Annotated in this window: 12 protein-coding genes; 11 read left to right on the plus strand and 1 reads right to left on the minus strand. The window is 34.8% G+C overall.

Features of this window, described 5'->3' with window-relative positions; genetic code table 11:
* Positions 1 to 8: 8 nt before the first annotated feature.
* The 9 genes from CLU83_RS07070 (at position 9) to CLU83_RS07110 (ending at position 8,964) form a co-directional block, all read left to right on the plus strand.
* Entirely contained in the window at positions 9 to 812 is an 804-nt protein-coding gene (locus tag CLU83_RS07070) for a GNAT family N-acetyltransferase (protein ID WP_100430956.1), read from the plus strand.
* 63 nt (positions 813 to 875) lie between these two features.
* Positions 876 to 1,646 (plus strand): glutamate 5-kinase, encoded by a 771-nt coding sequence (proB, locus tag CLU83_RS07075; RefSeq protein WP_100430957.1) that lies wholly within the window; start codon positions 876 to 878, stop codon positions 1,644 to 1,646.
* A gap of 74 nt (positions 1,647 to 1,720) precedes the next feature.
* The gene (locus tag CLU83_RS07080; protein ID WP_100433651.1) at positions 1,721 to 2,674 is read left to right on the plus strand and encodes an N-acetylornithine carbamoyltransferase; all 954 of its coding nucleotides are present in this window, start codon (positions 1,721 to 1,723) and stop codon (positions 2,672 to 2,674) included.
* A gap of 38 nt (positions 2,675 to 2,712) precedes the next feature.
* A complete protein-coding gene (argB, locus tag CLU83_RS07085; RefSeq protein ID WP_100430958.1) occupies positions 2,713 to 3,489 on the plus strand; it encodes an acetylglutamate kinase in 777 nt (258 codons plus the stop codon).
* A 56-nt stretch (positions 3,490 to 3,545) separates the two neighbouring features.
* Positions 3,546 to 4,619: a M20 family metallo-hydrolase gene (locus CLU83_RS07090; protein WP_100430959.1), complete on the plus strand. Its 1,074-nt coding sequence runs from the start codon at positions 3,546 to 3,548 to the stop codon at positions 4,617 to 4,619.
* Positions 4,620 to 4,674: 55 nt separating this feature from the next.
* Entirely contained in the window at positions 4,675 to 5,955 is a 1,281-nt protein-coding gene (gene argH / locus CLU83_RS07095; protein WP_100430960.1) for an argininosuccinate lyase, read from the plus strand.
* A 369-nt stretch (positions 5,956 to 6,324) separates the two neighbouring features.
* Positions 6,325 to 7,323, plus strand: a complete 999-nt coding sequence (locus tag CLU83_RS07100; protein WP_100430961.1) for a DUF2157 domain-containing protein — start codon at positions 6,325 to 6,327, stop codon at positions 7,321 to 7,323.
* Positions 7,307 to 8,494: a hypothetical protein gene (locus CLU83_RS07105; protein ID WP_100430962.1), complete on the plus strand. Its 1,188-nt coding sequence runs from the start codon at positions 7,307 to 7,309 to the stop codon at positions 8,492 to 8,494. Before CLU83_RS07100 ends, CLU83_RS07105 begins: the two co-directional genes overlap by 17 nt.
* A gap of 86 nt (positions 8,495 to 8,580) precedes the next feature.
* Entirely contained in the window at positions 8,581 to 8,964 is a 384-nt protein-coding gene (locus CLU83_RS07110) for a GxxExxY protein (protein WP_100430963.1), read from the plus strand.
* 27 nt (positions 8,965 to 8,991) lie between these two features.
* Here the strand turns inward: CLU83_RS07110 and ytxJ are convergent, their stop codons facing one another.
* Complete coding sequence (gene ytxJ / locus CLU83_RS07115) at positions 8,992 to 9,381, minus strand: bacillithiol system redox-active protein YtxJ (RefSeq protein ID WP_100430964.1); 390 nt, start codon at positions 9,379 to 9,381, stop codon at positions 8,992 to 8,994.
* A gap of 323 nt (positions 9,382 to 9,704) precedes the next feature.
* Here ytxJ and clpB point away from each other — a divergent pair, with 323 nt between their 5' ends.
* Entirely contained in the window at positions 9,705 to 12,311 is a 2,607-nt protein-coding gene (clpB, locus tag CLU83_RS07120) for an ATP-dependent chaperone ClpB (protein ID WP_100430965.1), read from the plus strand.
* 494 nt (positions 12,312 to 12,805) lie between these two features.
* Positions 12,806 to 16,057: a YCF48-related protein gene (locus CLU83_RS07130; protein ID WP_100430967.1), complete on the plus strand. Its 3,252-nt coding sequence runs from the start codon at positions 12,806 to 12,808 to the stop codon at positions 16,055 to 16,057.
* The last annotated feature ends 142 nt before the right edge of the window (positions 16,058 to 16,199 follow it).

Genomic DNA, 16,199 nt, shown 5'->3' on the forward strand with positions numbered 1-16,199 from the left:
AGTTAATAATGACAATAGAAGCCTTAAATAATAGTGATGTTAGTTTACTAGATGAGTTACAGCCTTCTGGTTGGGGCACTATTTTGCCTGCCCATGAATTTTATACAACAAATACTGATTTTTGTTCATCTATTCGAATTAATGATGACACTAAAATAGTTGGAATTGGAACTACTGTAATCCATAGCGATGTCGCTTGGCTAGCACACATCATTGTTCATTCAGAAAATAGAAATCAGGGAATTGGGCAGTTAATCACTCAATCTTTGGTAAAAGATTCACAAGCAAAAAAATGTGATACTATTTACCTGATTGCAACTGATCTTGGAGCTCCAGTTTACACAAAAGCGGGTTTTGAAACAGAAACAGAATATCTCTTTTTTAAAGATATAAAAGCAAAGGAATCTTGGAGAATTTCTGGCAACATTCTGCCATTTCACCCCGATCACAAAACAGCAATTGCTGCCATTGACAAATTGACAAGCGGAGAGGACAGAATGTTTCATCTAGAAAGACACCTTAAAGATGGTTTTGTTTATCAAAATAAAACAGTTATAGAAGGGTTTTATCTGCCTACTTTTGGAGAAGGTTTAATTCTGGCTACAAGTGAAGAAGCAGGAATTCAACTGATGAAAATGAGATTTAGGGATCATGATAATGCCTGTTTTCCAAAAGATAACATTCATGCAATTGATTTTCTTTATAAATACGGATATAAAGAGTTTAAGACTGCGAAAAGAATGAGATTAGGAAAACAAAGGAATTGGAATCCGTTAAACATATACAATAGAATTGGAGGCAATATAGGTTAACCATAATTTTAAAAGATTACATAATTTTGATTACTGGCTTTTGTTAGCTTTAAAAACAAAAAAATGAACAAATCAGGTAAAAAGAGAATATTACTAAAGTTAGGCAGCAACACCTTAACCAAAGAAACCAATCACATTTCGAGAGGAAAGATTGAAGATATTGGTATGCAGATAGCTGCCCTGCAGGATAAATATGAGTTCATCATTGTTAGCTCTGGAGCGATTGCTGCAGCCAAACAATTTGTAAAACTAGACAATAACGACAAAGATGTTTTTGTAAAACAAGCCTTGGCATCTATTGGACAGCCTCATTTGATGCGGATTTATCATGAAAATTTCAGTGATTTGGGATTGCATATTTCTCAATGCCTTCTATCCTACTCTGATTTTGAAAAACAACAATCCAAAGTCAACATTGTAAACACCATCAATGTATTGGTCAAAAACAATTATATTCCGATTATCAATGAAAATGACACAGTTGCCACAGATGAGATCAAATTTGGAGATAATGATAAATTAGCTGCATTAACCGCTGTTTTATTAAACGTTGATATTCTGATTATTGCGACCAATACCAACGGAATTTATACTAAATCGTCAATAAATGATGAAGTCCCAGAAACAATAGAACTGGTAACCGATTTATCGCTGTTGCAAAAGGAAATTGGTGATAAAAAATCGTCTCACGGCACAGGCGGTATGCAGTCTAAAATTGATTCGGCTGCCATTGCCAAAGAAGCAAACATCGAAACATGGATCGTAAACGGACTCGAAGATAATTTTATGGTGAAGGCTTTGAATAACGAAATTGCTTTTACAAAGATTGTTTAAAAATGTTTATCTGGTTAATCGTTAATTCGGTTAATCGATTAAACAAATTAACGAATAAACTAAAGAAAAATATCATGAACTACACTTCAATAAAGGAAATAGACTCAATCCAAAAATGGATAAAAGAAGCGTTGAAAATTAAAAAAAATCCGCTTAAGAATAAGAAATTAGGAAAAAACAAAACCTTGGTAATGTTATTTTTCAATTCCAGTTTAAGAACGCGTTTGAGTACCCAAAAAGCTGCCATAAATTTAGGAATGAATGTAATGGTAATGAACTTTGGAAGCGAAGGCTGGACTCTCGAATTCGAAGATGGAACCATCATGAACCAAGGCGCTTCTGAACACATCAAAGAAGCAGCCGAAGTAGTTTCGCAGTACTGCGATATTATTGCCATCAGAGCTTTTGCAGGTTTGGTTGACAAAGAAAAAGACAATGCCGAAACTGTAATGAACGGTTTCCTGAAATATGCAACTGTGCCAATTCTAAATATGGAAAGTGCAACAGGACATCCATTGCAATCTTTGGCTGATGCCATCACAATGGAAGAAAACAAAACCAAACACAGACCAAAAGTGGTTCTGTCGTGGGCACCGCACCCGAGAGCTTTACCCCAAGCAGTCCCGAATTCATTCGTAGAAATGATGCAATTACAAACCGAAATGGATTTTGTGATTACCCATCCGGAAGGCTACGAATTAAATCCTGAAATTACGAAAGATTCTAAAATCGAATACGATCAGGACAAAGCTTTTGAAAACGCCGATTTTATCTATGCCAAAAACTGGAGCAATTATAAAGAATACGGTAAAATCACAAATTCTGATCCAAATTGGACAATTACAGCCGATAAAATGAAACTGACCAACAATGCCAAATTCATGCATTGCCTGCCGGTAAGACGTAACGTAATAGTAACAGACGAAGTGATTGACAGCGAAAATTCGATTGTAATTCAGCAGGCGAATAACAGAACTTATTCAGCTCAATTAGTTTTGCAGAAAATTTTGAAAAAATCAGACAAATAGATAATAGAATAAAGAGTATAGACTTTTAAAATTGTAAAATGACAAAATTATCTATCATAAAAATTGGCGGTAACATCATCGACAATCCAACAGAATTAAAACAGTTCCTTACTGATTTTTCAAAAATTGAAGGCTATAAAGTACTCATTCACGGTGGCGGAAAATCGGCGACCAAAATGGCGCAAAGTATTGGATTGGTTCCTCAAATGATTGACGGACGACGCATCACCGATGCCCCGATGCTTGATGTGGTAGTGATGATTTATGCGGGTGAAATCAACAAAAATGTTGTAGCTCAGTTGCAGGCTCATAATACCAATGCAATTGGATTTTCAGGTGCCGACGGTAATTTGATTCTGTCATCAAAAAGAAATCATCCAACGATTGATTATGGTTTTGTGGGAGATGTTCAAAAAGTAAATACGCCTTTACTGGAAACATTATTGAAAAGCGGAATAACACCCGTTTTTTGTGCTATCACACATGATGGCCAAGGGCAATTATTGAATACTAACGCCGATACGATTGCCAGCGAATTGGCCATCGCATTATCCGAAGTATTTGAAGTTACCCTGACCTATTGCTTCGAAAAACCAGGTGTTTTGTATGATGCGGAGGATGACAGTTCAGTAATCGAACAAATAAATCATGAATTATACACCAAATTAAAAGCCGAAAAAGCAATACATTCCGGGATGATTCCTAAATTAGACAACTGTTTCAACAGCTTGTCCAAAGGCGTTCAGAAAATAAAAATTGGACACCACAGAATGTTGCAAAACACTGGAGTTGTTCATACTAGCATAGAATTATAAAAAGACACTAACAAACCTAACTGGTTTTAAAAACCTGTTAGGTCTCTGGAAAATATATGAAAAACATAGAATCCCTAACACAAGAAGCCATATCGTTATTAAAATCGCTGATACAGACTCCTTCCTTTTCAAGTGAAGAAGGTCAGACGGCTCTTTTAATCGAAAATTGGTTTACTCAAAATAACATTCCTTTCGAAAGGGAAAATAATAACATTTGGGCTTTCAATAAACATTTTGACAAATCCAAACCTACTTTATTACTCAACTCCCATCACGATACCGTAAAACCTAATCAAGGCTATACCAACGATCCGTTTGAAGCAATTGTAAAAGACGGAAAACTATTTGGTCTTGGAAGCAATGATGCTGGCGGTTGCTTGGTTTCGTTAATCGCAACGTTCACAAATTTTTATGCAAATGAAAATCTGCCATACAATATCGTAATCGTAGCTTCCGCAGAAGAAGAAAGCAGCGGAAAAAATGGATTAAACAGTGTTTTAAAACATTTGCCGGAATTAGAATGCGCTATCGTTGGCGAACCTACATTAATGCAATTGGCGGTAGCCGAAAAAGGGTTATTAGTATTGGATGTTGTTGTAAAAGGGACTGCCAGTCACGCCGCACACAACAATCCTGACAATCCTATTTATAATGCAATGCCTGTGATTGATTGGTTCAAAACCTTTCAATTTGAAAAAATATCTGAGGTTTTAGGCCCTGTAAAAATGACTGTGACCCAAGTAACAGCTGGAAAACAACACAACGTAGTTCCGGCCGAATGTCATTTGGTTGTCGATATTCGAGTGACCGATTGTTACAACAATACCGAAATTTTAGAAACTGTAAGAGCCAATGTAAAAGCCGAAGTTACTCCTCGCTCGATGCACCTGAATGCCTCATCAATTCCCGTTACACATGGATTGGTACAAGCGGGTATCGCTCTTGGACGCACCACTTATGGTTCTCCTACCCTTTCGGATCAATCGGTTCTGAACTGTCAATCCTTGAAACTGGGGCCAGGAGAATCCCTGCGGTCACACTCGGCTGACGAATTTATATATGTAAACGAAATAGAAGAAGGAATCCAATTGTACATTAAAATATTGACTGACTTTTTCAAAATTAATTAGTACAGACAAGTCGCGACTTGTTCCTACGACAATACGATACACAAAAAATACGCTTATGAAACTTTGGGAAAAAGGAATACCAACAGATAAACAAATAGAACATTTCACCGTTGGAAACGACAGAGAACTTGATTTGGTTTTAGCCAAATACGATGCTTTAGGCTCTATCGCACACGCCAAAATGTTAGGGCAGATTGGACTATTGACCAATGATGAAACCGAATCTCTAGTTTTGACTTTGAACGAAATCATAAAAGACATTGCAAACGGGAATTTCGAAATCGAAGACAGTTTTGAAGACGTACATTCCAAAATTGAATATTTACTGACGGTAAAACTTGGTGATGCCGGAAAAAAAATCCACACCGCCCGTTCCCGTAACGATCAAGTTTTGGTCGATGTAAATTTATACCTTAAAGATGCTGTCAAAGAATTAAAAGAGCAGGTAAAAACGCTTTTTGATTTAATGATGGAATCGGCAGAGAAACATCAAAACGTATTATTGCCAGGCTACACGCATTTGCAGATTGCAATGCCGTCTTCTTTCGGAATGTGGTTTTCTGCCTATGCCGAAACTCTGATTGACGACATCACCATGCTTAACGCAGCTTTGAAAATTGTCGATCAAAATCCATTAGGATCGGCAGCGGGTTACGGAAGCTCCTTCCCTATCAACAGAACTTTTACTACCAAAGAACTAGGTTTTGAAACGTTGAAATACAATTCGGTTGCGGCACAAATGAGCCGTGGAAAGTCGGAAAAAACAATGGCTTTTGCAATGAGCAGCGTTGCTGCAACTTTGGCAAAATTCTCAATGGACGTTTGTTTGTATATGAGCCAAAATTTTGATTTTATCGGTTTGCCTTCACATTTAACGACTGGTTCGAGCATTATGCCACACAAGAAAAACCCAGATGTTTTTGAGTTAATCCGCGGAAAATGCAACAAAATTCAAGCCTTGCCTTATGAAATTACTTTAATTACCAATAATTTGCCAAGCGGTTACCACAGGGATTTTCAGTTATTAAAAGAAGGTTTGTTCCCTGCAATTCAAAACTTGAAAGCGTGTTTGGATATTGCTATTTTTTCTATTAAAGACATTAAGGTAAAAGATAATATTCTTACAGATAAAAAATATGATTACCTTTTTACGGTTGATACTTTAAACGAAATGGTTGTTGCAGGAATGCCGTTTAGAGATGCGTATAAAGCTGTTGCTGAACAATTGGAAGCAGGTGTTTATCAATCTCCAAAAGAAACCAAACATACACATGAAGGAAGTATAAACAACCTTTGTTTAGAAGAAATAAAGGCTAAAATGAAAAACGCTTATTAAGCCAAATCATAAAAATGCTTAATTAAAAAGACATTAGTATTCGAATCCTAATGTCTTTTTCTTTTTAGATAATGGTCTGAACTCAATTATTTTAATCTCCAACAGTTGAAACCGTTGGTTATAGTTAAATCTTGCTTTTTTGAATGATGGCAAAAAAGCAAAATATTTCCTTTTAGCCCTGACAGAAGTGGAAATCCTTGTGGGTCGGGGTTAGACCCATAAGATTAAAACGGATGGCAGGAATCATCTAACCAAAAATGCCTAATCTTTCTGCTTCTAAAAAAGGATATTACTTAATTTTTAATAAATACTACGTTCCAATTAGTAATAAAAATTCTATATATTTGAGAAATATCTTAACTGTAAAATATGGCGAATTTAGAAGAACAGGCTGCACAAACTCTTTTTGAACAAAATCACATTACTGAGGAACAATTGGAAGCCATTCAAGCGTATCGTGGCTTGAATTTATTTTCGGTTCATAACGAATTAAAGTTCTTATTATACCTGTCAATGCTGTTGTTTACTTCGGGTATTGGAATTCTGATTTATCAAAATATAGATACTATTGGACATTCGGTTCTGCTTGGATTATTGTTGTTAGTTACATTAATCAGTTTTTATTTTTGTTTTAAAAATCATGATGGTTTTAAAAAGGAAGAAGCTCCATTTCCCAATCCATTATATGATTATTTGGTGCTTACCGCCGTTATATTGAGCTGTACGTTTGTGGGATATCTGCAGTTTCAATACCAGACTTTTGGAACACATTATGGATTAGCTACTTTGGTTCCTACCATTATCAGTCTTTTTTGTGCCTATTATTTTGATAATAAAAGCGTGCTGTCGATTGGAATCACAGGAATGGCAGCTTATTTGGGACTTTCGGTAGATCCAAAACATTATTTTGAGAACGAAATGTTTAATAACAGAACCTTAAGCTATATTGGATTGGCTTTTGGGCTTACTTTGTTACTTTGGGCTTTATATGCCAGCAAAATTAATTTAAAAAAACATTTCAATCTGGTCTACCTTACTTTTTCACTGCATCTGGTCGGCATTGCCTGCATGGTTAATTTATGTGATGATTACTGGTTTCCATTTGGTTTGGTATTAGGAATTGCAACTTATTATTTTTATAATTTAAGTTTCCAAATCAGGTCTATTTCTCTATTTATTTTCACGGTTCTATATGGTTTTATTGGAATGAATATCTTTTTTGTAAGGATCTTAGATTCTATTCATTTTGATGATTTTTTCTCCATCTTTATTTTTACAACACCGTTTTATTTCATTGGTATCATAATTGGATTTATAAAACTGATTAAACATTTCAACAAAAAAACTTCCGATGACAGCATACGATAAAACACTTTTAGACAACGTTTATACAGACGAAGAAGCGAATCGCTTGAAAGAATCTGGATTCATTAGTCCAGAACAATACAAAGGGCTGAGTTCTCAATTACCGAGACTAAAAAGTCAAAATAATCTCTTTATCCGGATTGGTTTCTTTATTTTGGGCTGTATGCTGTATTCCTCAATTTGTGGTTTTATATCACTTATAGGAATTGGCGGTATGGACAATGGATACCTATTTTTTATCTATCTCTTTGCCATAATAGGTTTTGGGTTCAAAGAGTATATGTCCCGAGAAATGAAATATTTTGGTTTTGGATTGGACGATGCTTTTATTTTAGGAGGAATTTTATCTTTACTAATTGCCGTTGGACTTACGTTTGAACAAAACTATGATCCTAACTATTTGGCGGTTATTATTGTAATGGCAGCTGTATCAAGTATTGCTTATCTGCGCTATCTCAATCTCTCTTTGGCACTGCTTGCGTGTATAGGAATAACTGGAACTGTAGCATATCTTATATTTGATTATCTCATAATCGGGAAAACCATCTTGCCTTTTGTAATGCTGCTGTTTTCTGGAGCTGGTTATTTTATTTCTAAAAAAAAGATCCAAAATCTAACTTCTCCCTATTATTATAATGGACTGAAATTAGCCAAAGGCTTCTGCTTAATTGTATTCTATCTTGCGGGAAATTATTATGTGGTGAGAGAACTAAATTTCAATCTATCCGAAGATTATTTCTACAGTGGCGTAAGTCCCGAAATTCCTTTTGCACTGTTCTTTTGGGTTTTTACATTTATAATTCCTGTAGTTTATCTGGTTTTTTCTTTGAAAAACAAAGACCGAATTATGCTGTGGATTGGATTTCTAGCCCTTTGCTTCAGTTTTTTTACTTTCAGAATGTATCATCATGTCTTGCCGCCGGAAGTGGCTTTGACTATTGGCGGATTGGTTCTGTTTGCTTTTACCTATTTTGCCATAAAAAAAACAAAACACAACGAAACCGGAATCACTTTCAAAGCCGATCGTTTTACAGATCCAAATGCTTTTGCTAATCTTCAAGTTCTTGTGACCGCTTCACAATTTGGTATTAAACCCGAAGTAAAAGTTGAGGAATCTCCAATGGAATTTGGCGGTGGCGGATTTAGCGGTGGCGGTTCGAATGGGGAATTTTAAAAACAAGACCATTGAACATAAATATTTTCACCGCAGATTACTTCGTCTATTCGCTATCGCTCGGGTCGCAGATTTAAATTAAACTTATGGAAGATTTTTTATACAAAGAGGAAACCTATAAAATTATTGGTATTCTTTTTGAAGTTCATAAAAATTTAGGAAAAGGATTTTCAGAAATTGTCTATAAAGATGCTATCGAATTTGAATTTCAACAAGAAAACATCTATTTTGAAAGAGAAAAAGAGTTTTTGGTAAATTATAAAACTACAACACTAAAACATAAATTTTATGCAGATTTTGTAGTGTTTGGCAAAATAATTTTAGAAATAAAAACTGTCGATTGTTTTAACAATAATCATTATAATCAATGTTTAAATTATTTAAAAGTATCAAAAAATGAATTAGCTCTTCTAGTTAATTTCAATTCTCTTTCTTTAGAATACAAACGAATAGCAATGTCAAAAAAATAAAAAATCTGCGAATCTGCGGTATTATTTTTACAATCTCTCCGCTAAATCCTTCGCATCAATATCACTGTGCGAAACATCATAAACTGATTTCCCGTTTTTAATCAATAACAATTGCGGGGATTGGTGCATAACCTGAAAACGGCTGGCAATTTCATTAGAAATATCTCGGTATTCCAATAAATCCAAGAAATAAGCATCAACATTATCGTTCGATTCATACTCATTTTCAAATTGTTTCAGCGCAAATCTGCTTATGCTGCAGCGTGTACTGTGCTTAAAAATCACCGCCGGCTTTTGATCCGATAAAGCTGCTATTTCATCCAGCTGCCCTATAAATTGAAGCGGAATCCAATTGATTTTGCCTGCAGTTTCTTTCTTTTCTTCTGAATTTCCGAATAGGGAATTAAATATACTCATTTTGTCTTATTTTATGTCTTTTTGTCTTAATAAAACTATGAAAATCATAGATTAGACGTCAAATTGTCCGTAAATTTATAGTGGAATATAATTTGATATTTAGTTTGCAAAGTTAGTCATTAATTTGGTGACTAGTAAATAGTAATTAGTGATTAGCTAAAAGTGAATACTTTTACGATTACTACAATTTTAAGTATATAAATTACATAAAATCAGTCAAAGATTATTTTTTTAGAAAAAGATTCTTCTTTATTGCACTACTAAAAAAGCTAATTACTATTTACTAGTCACTAATCACTGTTAAACATATAAAACCTTTAATCATGAACATTAATAAATTTACCATTAAATCGCAGGAAGCCATTCAGCTTTCACAGCAATTGGTTCAGAGTTTGGGTCAGCAGCAAATAGAAAACGAGCACATTTTTAAAGCTATTTTTGAAGTAGATGAAAATGTAGCTCCTTTTATCTTGAAAAAACTCAACGTCAATGTGCCTTTGTTTCTTCAAATTTTAGACGCAACGATTCAGAGTTTTCCAAAAGTATCAGGAGGCGAAATACAGCTTTCGAGAACCGCTAATACTGCTTTGAACGAAGCCGAAATTATTGCCAAAAAAATGAATGACGAGTACGTTTCGATTGAACATTTGATTCTCGCCATATTCGATTCTAAAAGCAAAGTATCCCAAATTCTAAAAGATCAAGGCGCAACTGGAAAAGGCTTGAAAGCTGCTATTGAAGAATTGCGCAAAGGCGAAAGAGTAACCTCAGCATCGGCCGAAGACACATACAATTCATTGAATAAATACGCAAAAAACCTCAACGAATTGGCTCGAACAGGAAAACTTGATCCTGTAATTGGCCGTGATGAGGAAATCCGGCGCGTACTGCAAATCCTGACCAGAAGAACCAAAAATAATCCGATGCTGGTTGGTGAGCCTGGAGTAGGTAAAACAGCCATTGCCGAAGGATTGGCACACCGTATTGTAGATGGCGATGTCCCTGATAATTTGAAAGATAAAATCGTATTCTCCCTAGATATGGGAGCATTAATTGCTGGAGCAAAATACAAGGGAGAATTTGAAGAACGATTGAAATCAGTAGTGAAAGAAGTTACCGCTGCCGAAGGAGATATTGTACTTTTCATAGACGAAATTCACACGCTTGTAGGCGCTGGCGGCGGCGAAGGTGCTATGGATGCCGCAAACATCTTGAAACCAGCTTTGGCTCGTGGTGAACTGCGTGCTATAGGTGCAACCACTTTGGACGAATATCAAAAATATTTTGAAAAAGATAAAGCATTAGAACGCCGATTCCAAAAAATCATCATCGAAGAACCAGATACCGAAAGTGCGATCTCTATCCTAAGAGGAATCAAGGAAAAATATGAAACACATCATAAAGTTCAGATAAAAGACGATGCTATTATTGCAGCCGTAACTCTTTCGCAGCGCTACATCACTAATCGTTTTCTTCCGGACAAAGCCATCGATTTAATGGACGAAGCCGCTTCCAAACTGCGCATGGAAATTAACTCCAAACCCGAGGAATTAGACGTTTTGGATAGAAAAATAATGCAGCTGGAAATCGAAATTGCAGCAATTAAACGCGAAAAAGACGAAAGCAAACTAAAAGCATTAGGTTTGGATTTGGCTAACCTTAAAGAAGAGAGAAACGAAATTTTCGCCAAATGGAAATCTGAAAAAGAAGTAGTTGATAACATCCAAATAGTAAAAACCGAAATTGAGGATTTCAAATATGAAGCCGAACGTGCCGAACGTGATGGAGATTATGGCAAAGTAGCCGAAATCCGTTACGGAAAAATCAAAGAAGCACAAGAACGTCTTGCCGTTTTTACCAAACAATTACAGGAAAACCAATCGGGAACTTCGCTGATAAAAGAAGAAGTAACCCGCGAAGATATTGCCGAAGTGGTAGCAAAATGGACTGGAATACCTGTGATGAAAATGCTGCAGGGCGAGCGCGAAAAACTATTGCACCTTGAAGAAGAATTACGCAAACGAATTGTTGGTCAAGCGGAAGCTATTGAAGCTGTGAGCGATGCCGTACGCCGCAGCCGTGCGGGATTGCAGGACATGAAAAAACCTGTTGGAACTTTCCTTTTTCTGGGAACTACAGGAGTTGGTAAAACCGAATTGGCAAAAGCTTTGGCTGAATACTTGTTTGATGATGAAAACGCCATGACCCGAATCGATATGAGCGAGTACCAAGAACGCCACAGTGTGAGTCGATTGGTGGGTGCACCTCCGGGATACGTGGGCTATGACGAGGGCGGACAATTGACCGAAGCCGTGCGCCGTAAACCGTACTCCGTGATTCTGCTGGACGAAATCGAAAAAGCACATCCTGATACCTTCAATATTTTGCTGCAGGTACTCGACGAAGGCCGTTTGACGGACAACAAAGGACGCTTGGCCGATTTCAAAAACACCATTATCATTATGACTTCGAATATGGGAAGCCAGATAATTCAAGAGAAATTTGAAAATCTAAAAGGAAGCGTTGAAGCTGCCACTGAACTCGCCAAAGTAGAAGTCCTTGGTTTATTAAAACAAACCGTGCGCCCCGAGTTCATCAACCGTATTGACGAAATCGTGATGTTCACGCCATTGACCAATGCTAATATTACTCAAATCGTTGGATTGCAATTGAAAAACGTCACCAATATGCTTGCCCAGCAAGGCATCACGATGGATGCCACACCTGAAGCTATTGCGTACTTATCCGAAAAAGGATATGACCCGCAATTTGGCGCCCGACCTGTAAAGCGTGTGATACAAAGAGAAGTTTTGAATAAATTGTCCAGAGAAATCCTCGCAGGCAAAGTTCATCCAGACAGCATCATACTGCTCGATGCCTTCGACAACGAACTTGTGTTTAGAAATCAAACCGAGCTGGTTCACGAATAAATAAACAAAATCATTTTTTTAAAACTGCATTGTGGCAACACTCTGCAGTTTTTTTGTTTTTAGGAGCAGAAGTTTTCGGTTTTTCATCAGCTTCACTCCCGCTGTCCGCAATATCTTTTATACCGAACCCCGGCATAAAAGGATATTTGCTTCCATCGGGGCTAGGAGAGATATTTTTGTTTTTCAGCAAATATGATTTTATCTGTTGCTAACTGTCCCTAAATAAATATCGCTATTAATAAAAGAACCTGAGACAAAATACAAATCATGCTAACCTTAGAACGGGCAAATATTCAGAAATTTGATCAAAATTTAAATGATGAATTAAGTTTTTAATCCAAGTTTTATTTATTTTTGACTGAATATTAATAAGAATATTTCACAACAACTTATATCCCATTGTAAGTAAACAAAATAAATTCAAAAAATCTTAAACAAAGCTTCCTAAAAATGACACTATTATTTCCCCAAAAAAAATAACATCTAGATTTTTATTGATAGCTTTTCTTCTTATTAATATCTCAAACATCTATTCTCAAAGTACTTGGGAACTATTAAATCCCAAGCCTTCATATAAAAATGGAAAAGAAATCCGTTTTACAACAGCTACCACTGGTTATATCATAAATGACAATGAGTTATTAGAAACAACAAATTCAGGTGACACTTGGCAAAAAAAGCAAAATATTACAAGTGGTAATGATTTAAAATTTAATCAAAACATCGGGTATATTGTCGGTAATAATGGGTATGTACTAAAATCTATTGACAGTGGCTCAACTTGGTCACAAATAGCAACTGGATTTAATGCCAATTTTAATACCGTAAACATTCTAAATGAGACAGAAATCATCATCTCAAGTTCAAACAGCATTATTAAAACTTCAGATGGAGGTATCACTTGGACTAGCAAAAGCATTCCAAATGCAACAGTTAACAAAACGTTTTTTGTAACCGCATTAATTGGTCATGCTGCATGTAAATCAGGGAAAATGCTAAAAACGATTGATGGAGGAGTAAATTGGTATGTTACTCAAAGTTCAAATTTAACCCCTTCTGATTTGTTTACCGTTTATTTCATAAACCAAAATATTGGTTTTTACACAAAAGAACATGGCGATATGTATAAAACCATTGATGGTGGAGAAACTTGGTCTAAGATAATTGGAATTTCTGATGCTATTTATGGTTTTTCCTTTCTAAATGAAAATATTGGATATGTTTCCGGTGAATATGGGGTAATTTTTAAAACTTCAGATGGTGGAAACACATGGAGTTGGGTTAGCAATCAAAATGGTAGATACTACAATACTACTCTATGGGGAATTCATTTTATTGATAACAATATTGGATATGCAACTGGTGCCCGCGGTAGAATACTCAAAACCAACAATGGAGGAAATACATGGACACAAAACTCACCAACATATGATGATATTAGTCAATTACAATTTATTGATAAAAATATTGCATATGCAAGGGTTGGTGATAATTTCTTTAAAACGAGTGATACCGGTAATAATTGGTCAAAAGTTGGTTCTTTAAATCTTGATCAATCCGTTTTTGGAAGTAAATTTAAATTTATAAATGAAAATTTAGGTTATTGTACAACCGGCGGATCTTATGGAGGTCATGTATACAAAACCATAAATGGAGGAGTTACTTGGGTTATTCAAAATAACGGTTATCAGGTTATAGACGAAGGAATTACTTCTATTTCATTTCTTGATGAAAATACAGGTTTTATTTCTGGTGGTTTTAATCGACCAAGGGTATTAAAAACTATTGATGGCGGTATAACATGGAAAGAGGTATTAAATCAAAAATTTGGAAAAATACAATTTCTTAATGATCAAGTTGGTTATGCTCATCGTATTGGCTATTCAGGTGGCCGAATGTACAAAACCACAGATGGAGGGAATACTTGGAATATAAATATTGATGTAAACGAAGAAATCAATTGTTTTGATTTTTTAGACGAGAACAATGGTTATTTTGTTGGAGATAGTGGTTTAATGTATAAAACTAAAAATGGAGGAATTACATGGGAAAAATTAAAAATCCCATATGCTTACTATACAGAAGTGAAATTTTATTCAAAAAATGTAGGCTACATTTTTGATGATTATGGACTATTATACAAAACAATAGATGGAGGTGCAAGTTGGAAAAATTTAACCACAATAAACTCTTATGGTTCACCATCAAATAATATTTCTATAGTTGAAAAAAACATATATGTAGGAGGAAGTTATGGGAAAATTTTAAAAAGTACCGTTTCGTTTGATCCAATTTCAATTCTTGCAAACCCAGCTCTAAATATATCGAACAAGAGCGTAAATCTGACAGGCAATGTAGCTTCAAATGAAGGGCTTATTCAAAATATACGATTTAAATACAGTACAAATTACGCTTTTAATAACGTCAACAATACAACTCCCGATTCTGTAACTTTTGATTCTTCACAAGATGTTTCCATAACTTTACAAAATCTTACTCCAAATACAACTTATTATTATAAATTAATGGCTACTTATAACAACATTGATTATTCAAGTCAGATATTGAGTTTTACAACTCTACCTGATTTTGTGGTAACAATGAATGATATTTATAGCTATACTTCTAATACTGCAGGAATTTCAGCAAATATCATATCTAATGAAAATGATATTTCCAATATTGAATTTCAATATGGGACAAAGGCAGATTTTTCAGAATTTAGCATTTTATCCAATAGTACTTTAGTAGCAGGGAATACGAATCAAAATATAACTAGTACCATATCAAACTTGACTCCAGAAACTACTTATTATGTAAGAATTAAAGCAGTGCATAACGGAATAAATATATTTAGTTCTATAAAATCATTCAAAACAAGACCTGAATATGCAATTAACTTATATAGTCCTAGTATCAGTGATAATAATGCTACTCTAAGTGCCTATATTAATGCTTATAGTGAAAATATAACTAATATCGTTTTTGAATATGGCTCAAAAAATTATGAAAACAGTGTGGCAACTAGTCCCAATATAATTCCATTCAATACATCTTCTTATGTAACTGCTACTCTTCAAAATTTAAATCCCAATACAACTTATTATTATAGACTAAAAGCGCTAAATGGCACTAAGATTATTTATAGCAAAGAAGGAGTCTTAAATACTTCCGGAGAAATAATTTTAACTTCAGGAATAGTAAAAAACAATAATACTTCTGCAAGTCTTACAGGATTAATTAATTCGAATGGAAAATACTTAACAAATATTCAATTTGAATATGGAATTACAGAAAATTATGGATCTACAATTAATGCTTCACCTAACTATATCTATAGCTATGGAACAAATAGCACAACGGCAACTATAGATAACCTTTTACCTAATCAAATTTATTACTATAGACTAAAAGCAATATATAACGATACTACACTATACTCAAATAAATTTGAATTTAATACGGGTATTTTGAATACAATTGAGTCAAGCATAAATGATTCAAAAATCTTTTTACACCCAAATCCAGCTGAAAGCGAAGTGACAGTTGACTTATCAAACGAATCTGAAAAAGCAAGTAGAATAACGATAATTGACATTACAGGAAAAGTTATATATTCTCAAAATAATCCTGACCTAAAAAACAACTTCAAAATCAATCTTTCCAATCAATCAAAAGGGATTTATTTTGTTAAAATTATTTTTGAAGACAGAAAGGTTGTAAATAAAAAATTAATTCTAAATTAAAAATTTAACTAAAGCCTCGAAATGAAACAATAACCTTGCTTAGGAGAAGTCGGGAGACTTCGCCACACACACTGAGCAACCAGTACAAATATCGGCAATCAAAGTCTTTAATGGGAACAAAGAAACCGAAAAATGCGAACAG

This window comes from Flavobacterium sp. 1, assembly GCF_002797935.1.
Classification (GTDB): domain Bacteria; phylum Bacteroidota; class Bacteroidia; order Flavobacteriales; family Flavobacteriaceae; genus Flavobacterium.

Excerpts from the sequence above, each read along its gene's own strand:
- CLU83_RS07070 (WP_100430956.1), top strand. The coding sequence starts at position 9 with ATGACAATAGAAGCCTTAAATAATAGTGATGTTAGTTTACTAGATGAG.
- proB (WP_100430957.1), top strand. The coding sequence starts at position 876 with ATGAACAAATCAGGTAAAAAGAGAATATTACTAAAGTTAGGCAGCAAC.
- CLU83_RS07080 (WP_100433651.1), top strand. The coding sequence starts at position 1,721 with ATGAACTACACTTCAATAAAGGAAATAGACTCAATCCAAAAATGGATA.
- argB (WP_100430958.1), top strand. The coding sequence starts at position 2,713 with ATGACAAAATTATCTATCATAAAAATTGGCGGTAACATCATCGACAAT.
- CLU83_RS07090 (WP_100430959.1), top strand. The coding sequence starts at position 3,546 with ATGAAAAACATAGAATCCCTAACACAAGAAGCCATATCGTTATTAAAA.
- argH (WP_100430960.1), top strand. The coding sequence starts at position 4,675 with ATGAAACTTTGGGAAAAAGGAATACCAACAGATAAACAAATAGAACAT.
- CLU83_RS07100 (WP_100430961.1), top strand. The coding sequence starts at position 6,325 with ATGGCGAATTTAGAAGAACAGGCTGCACAAACTCTTTTTGAACAAAAT.
- CLU83_RS07105 (WP_100430962.1), top strand. The coding sequence starts at position 7,307 with ATGACAGCATACGATAAAACACTTTTAGACAACGTTTATACAGACGAA.
- CLU83_RS07110 (WP_100430963.1), top strand. The coding sequence starts at position 8,581 with ATGGAAGATTTTTTATACAAAGAGGAAACCTATAAAATTATTGGTATT.
- ytxJ (WP_100430964.1), bottom strand. The coding sequence starts at position 9,381 with ATGAGTATATTTAATTCCCTATTCGGAAATTCAGAAGAAAAGAAAGAA.
- clpB (WP_100430965.1), top strand. The coding sequence starts at position 9,705 with ATGAACATTAATAAATTTACCATTAAATCGCAGGAAGCCATTCAGCTT.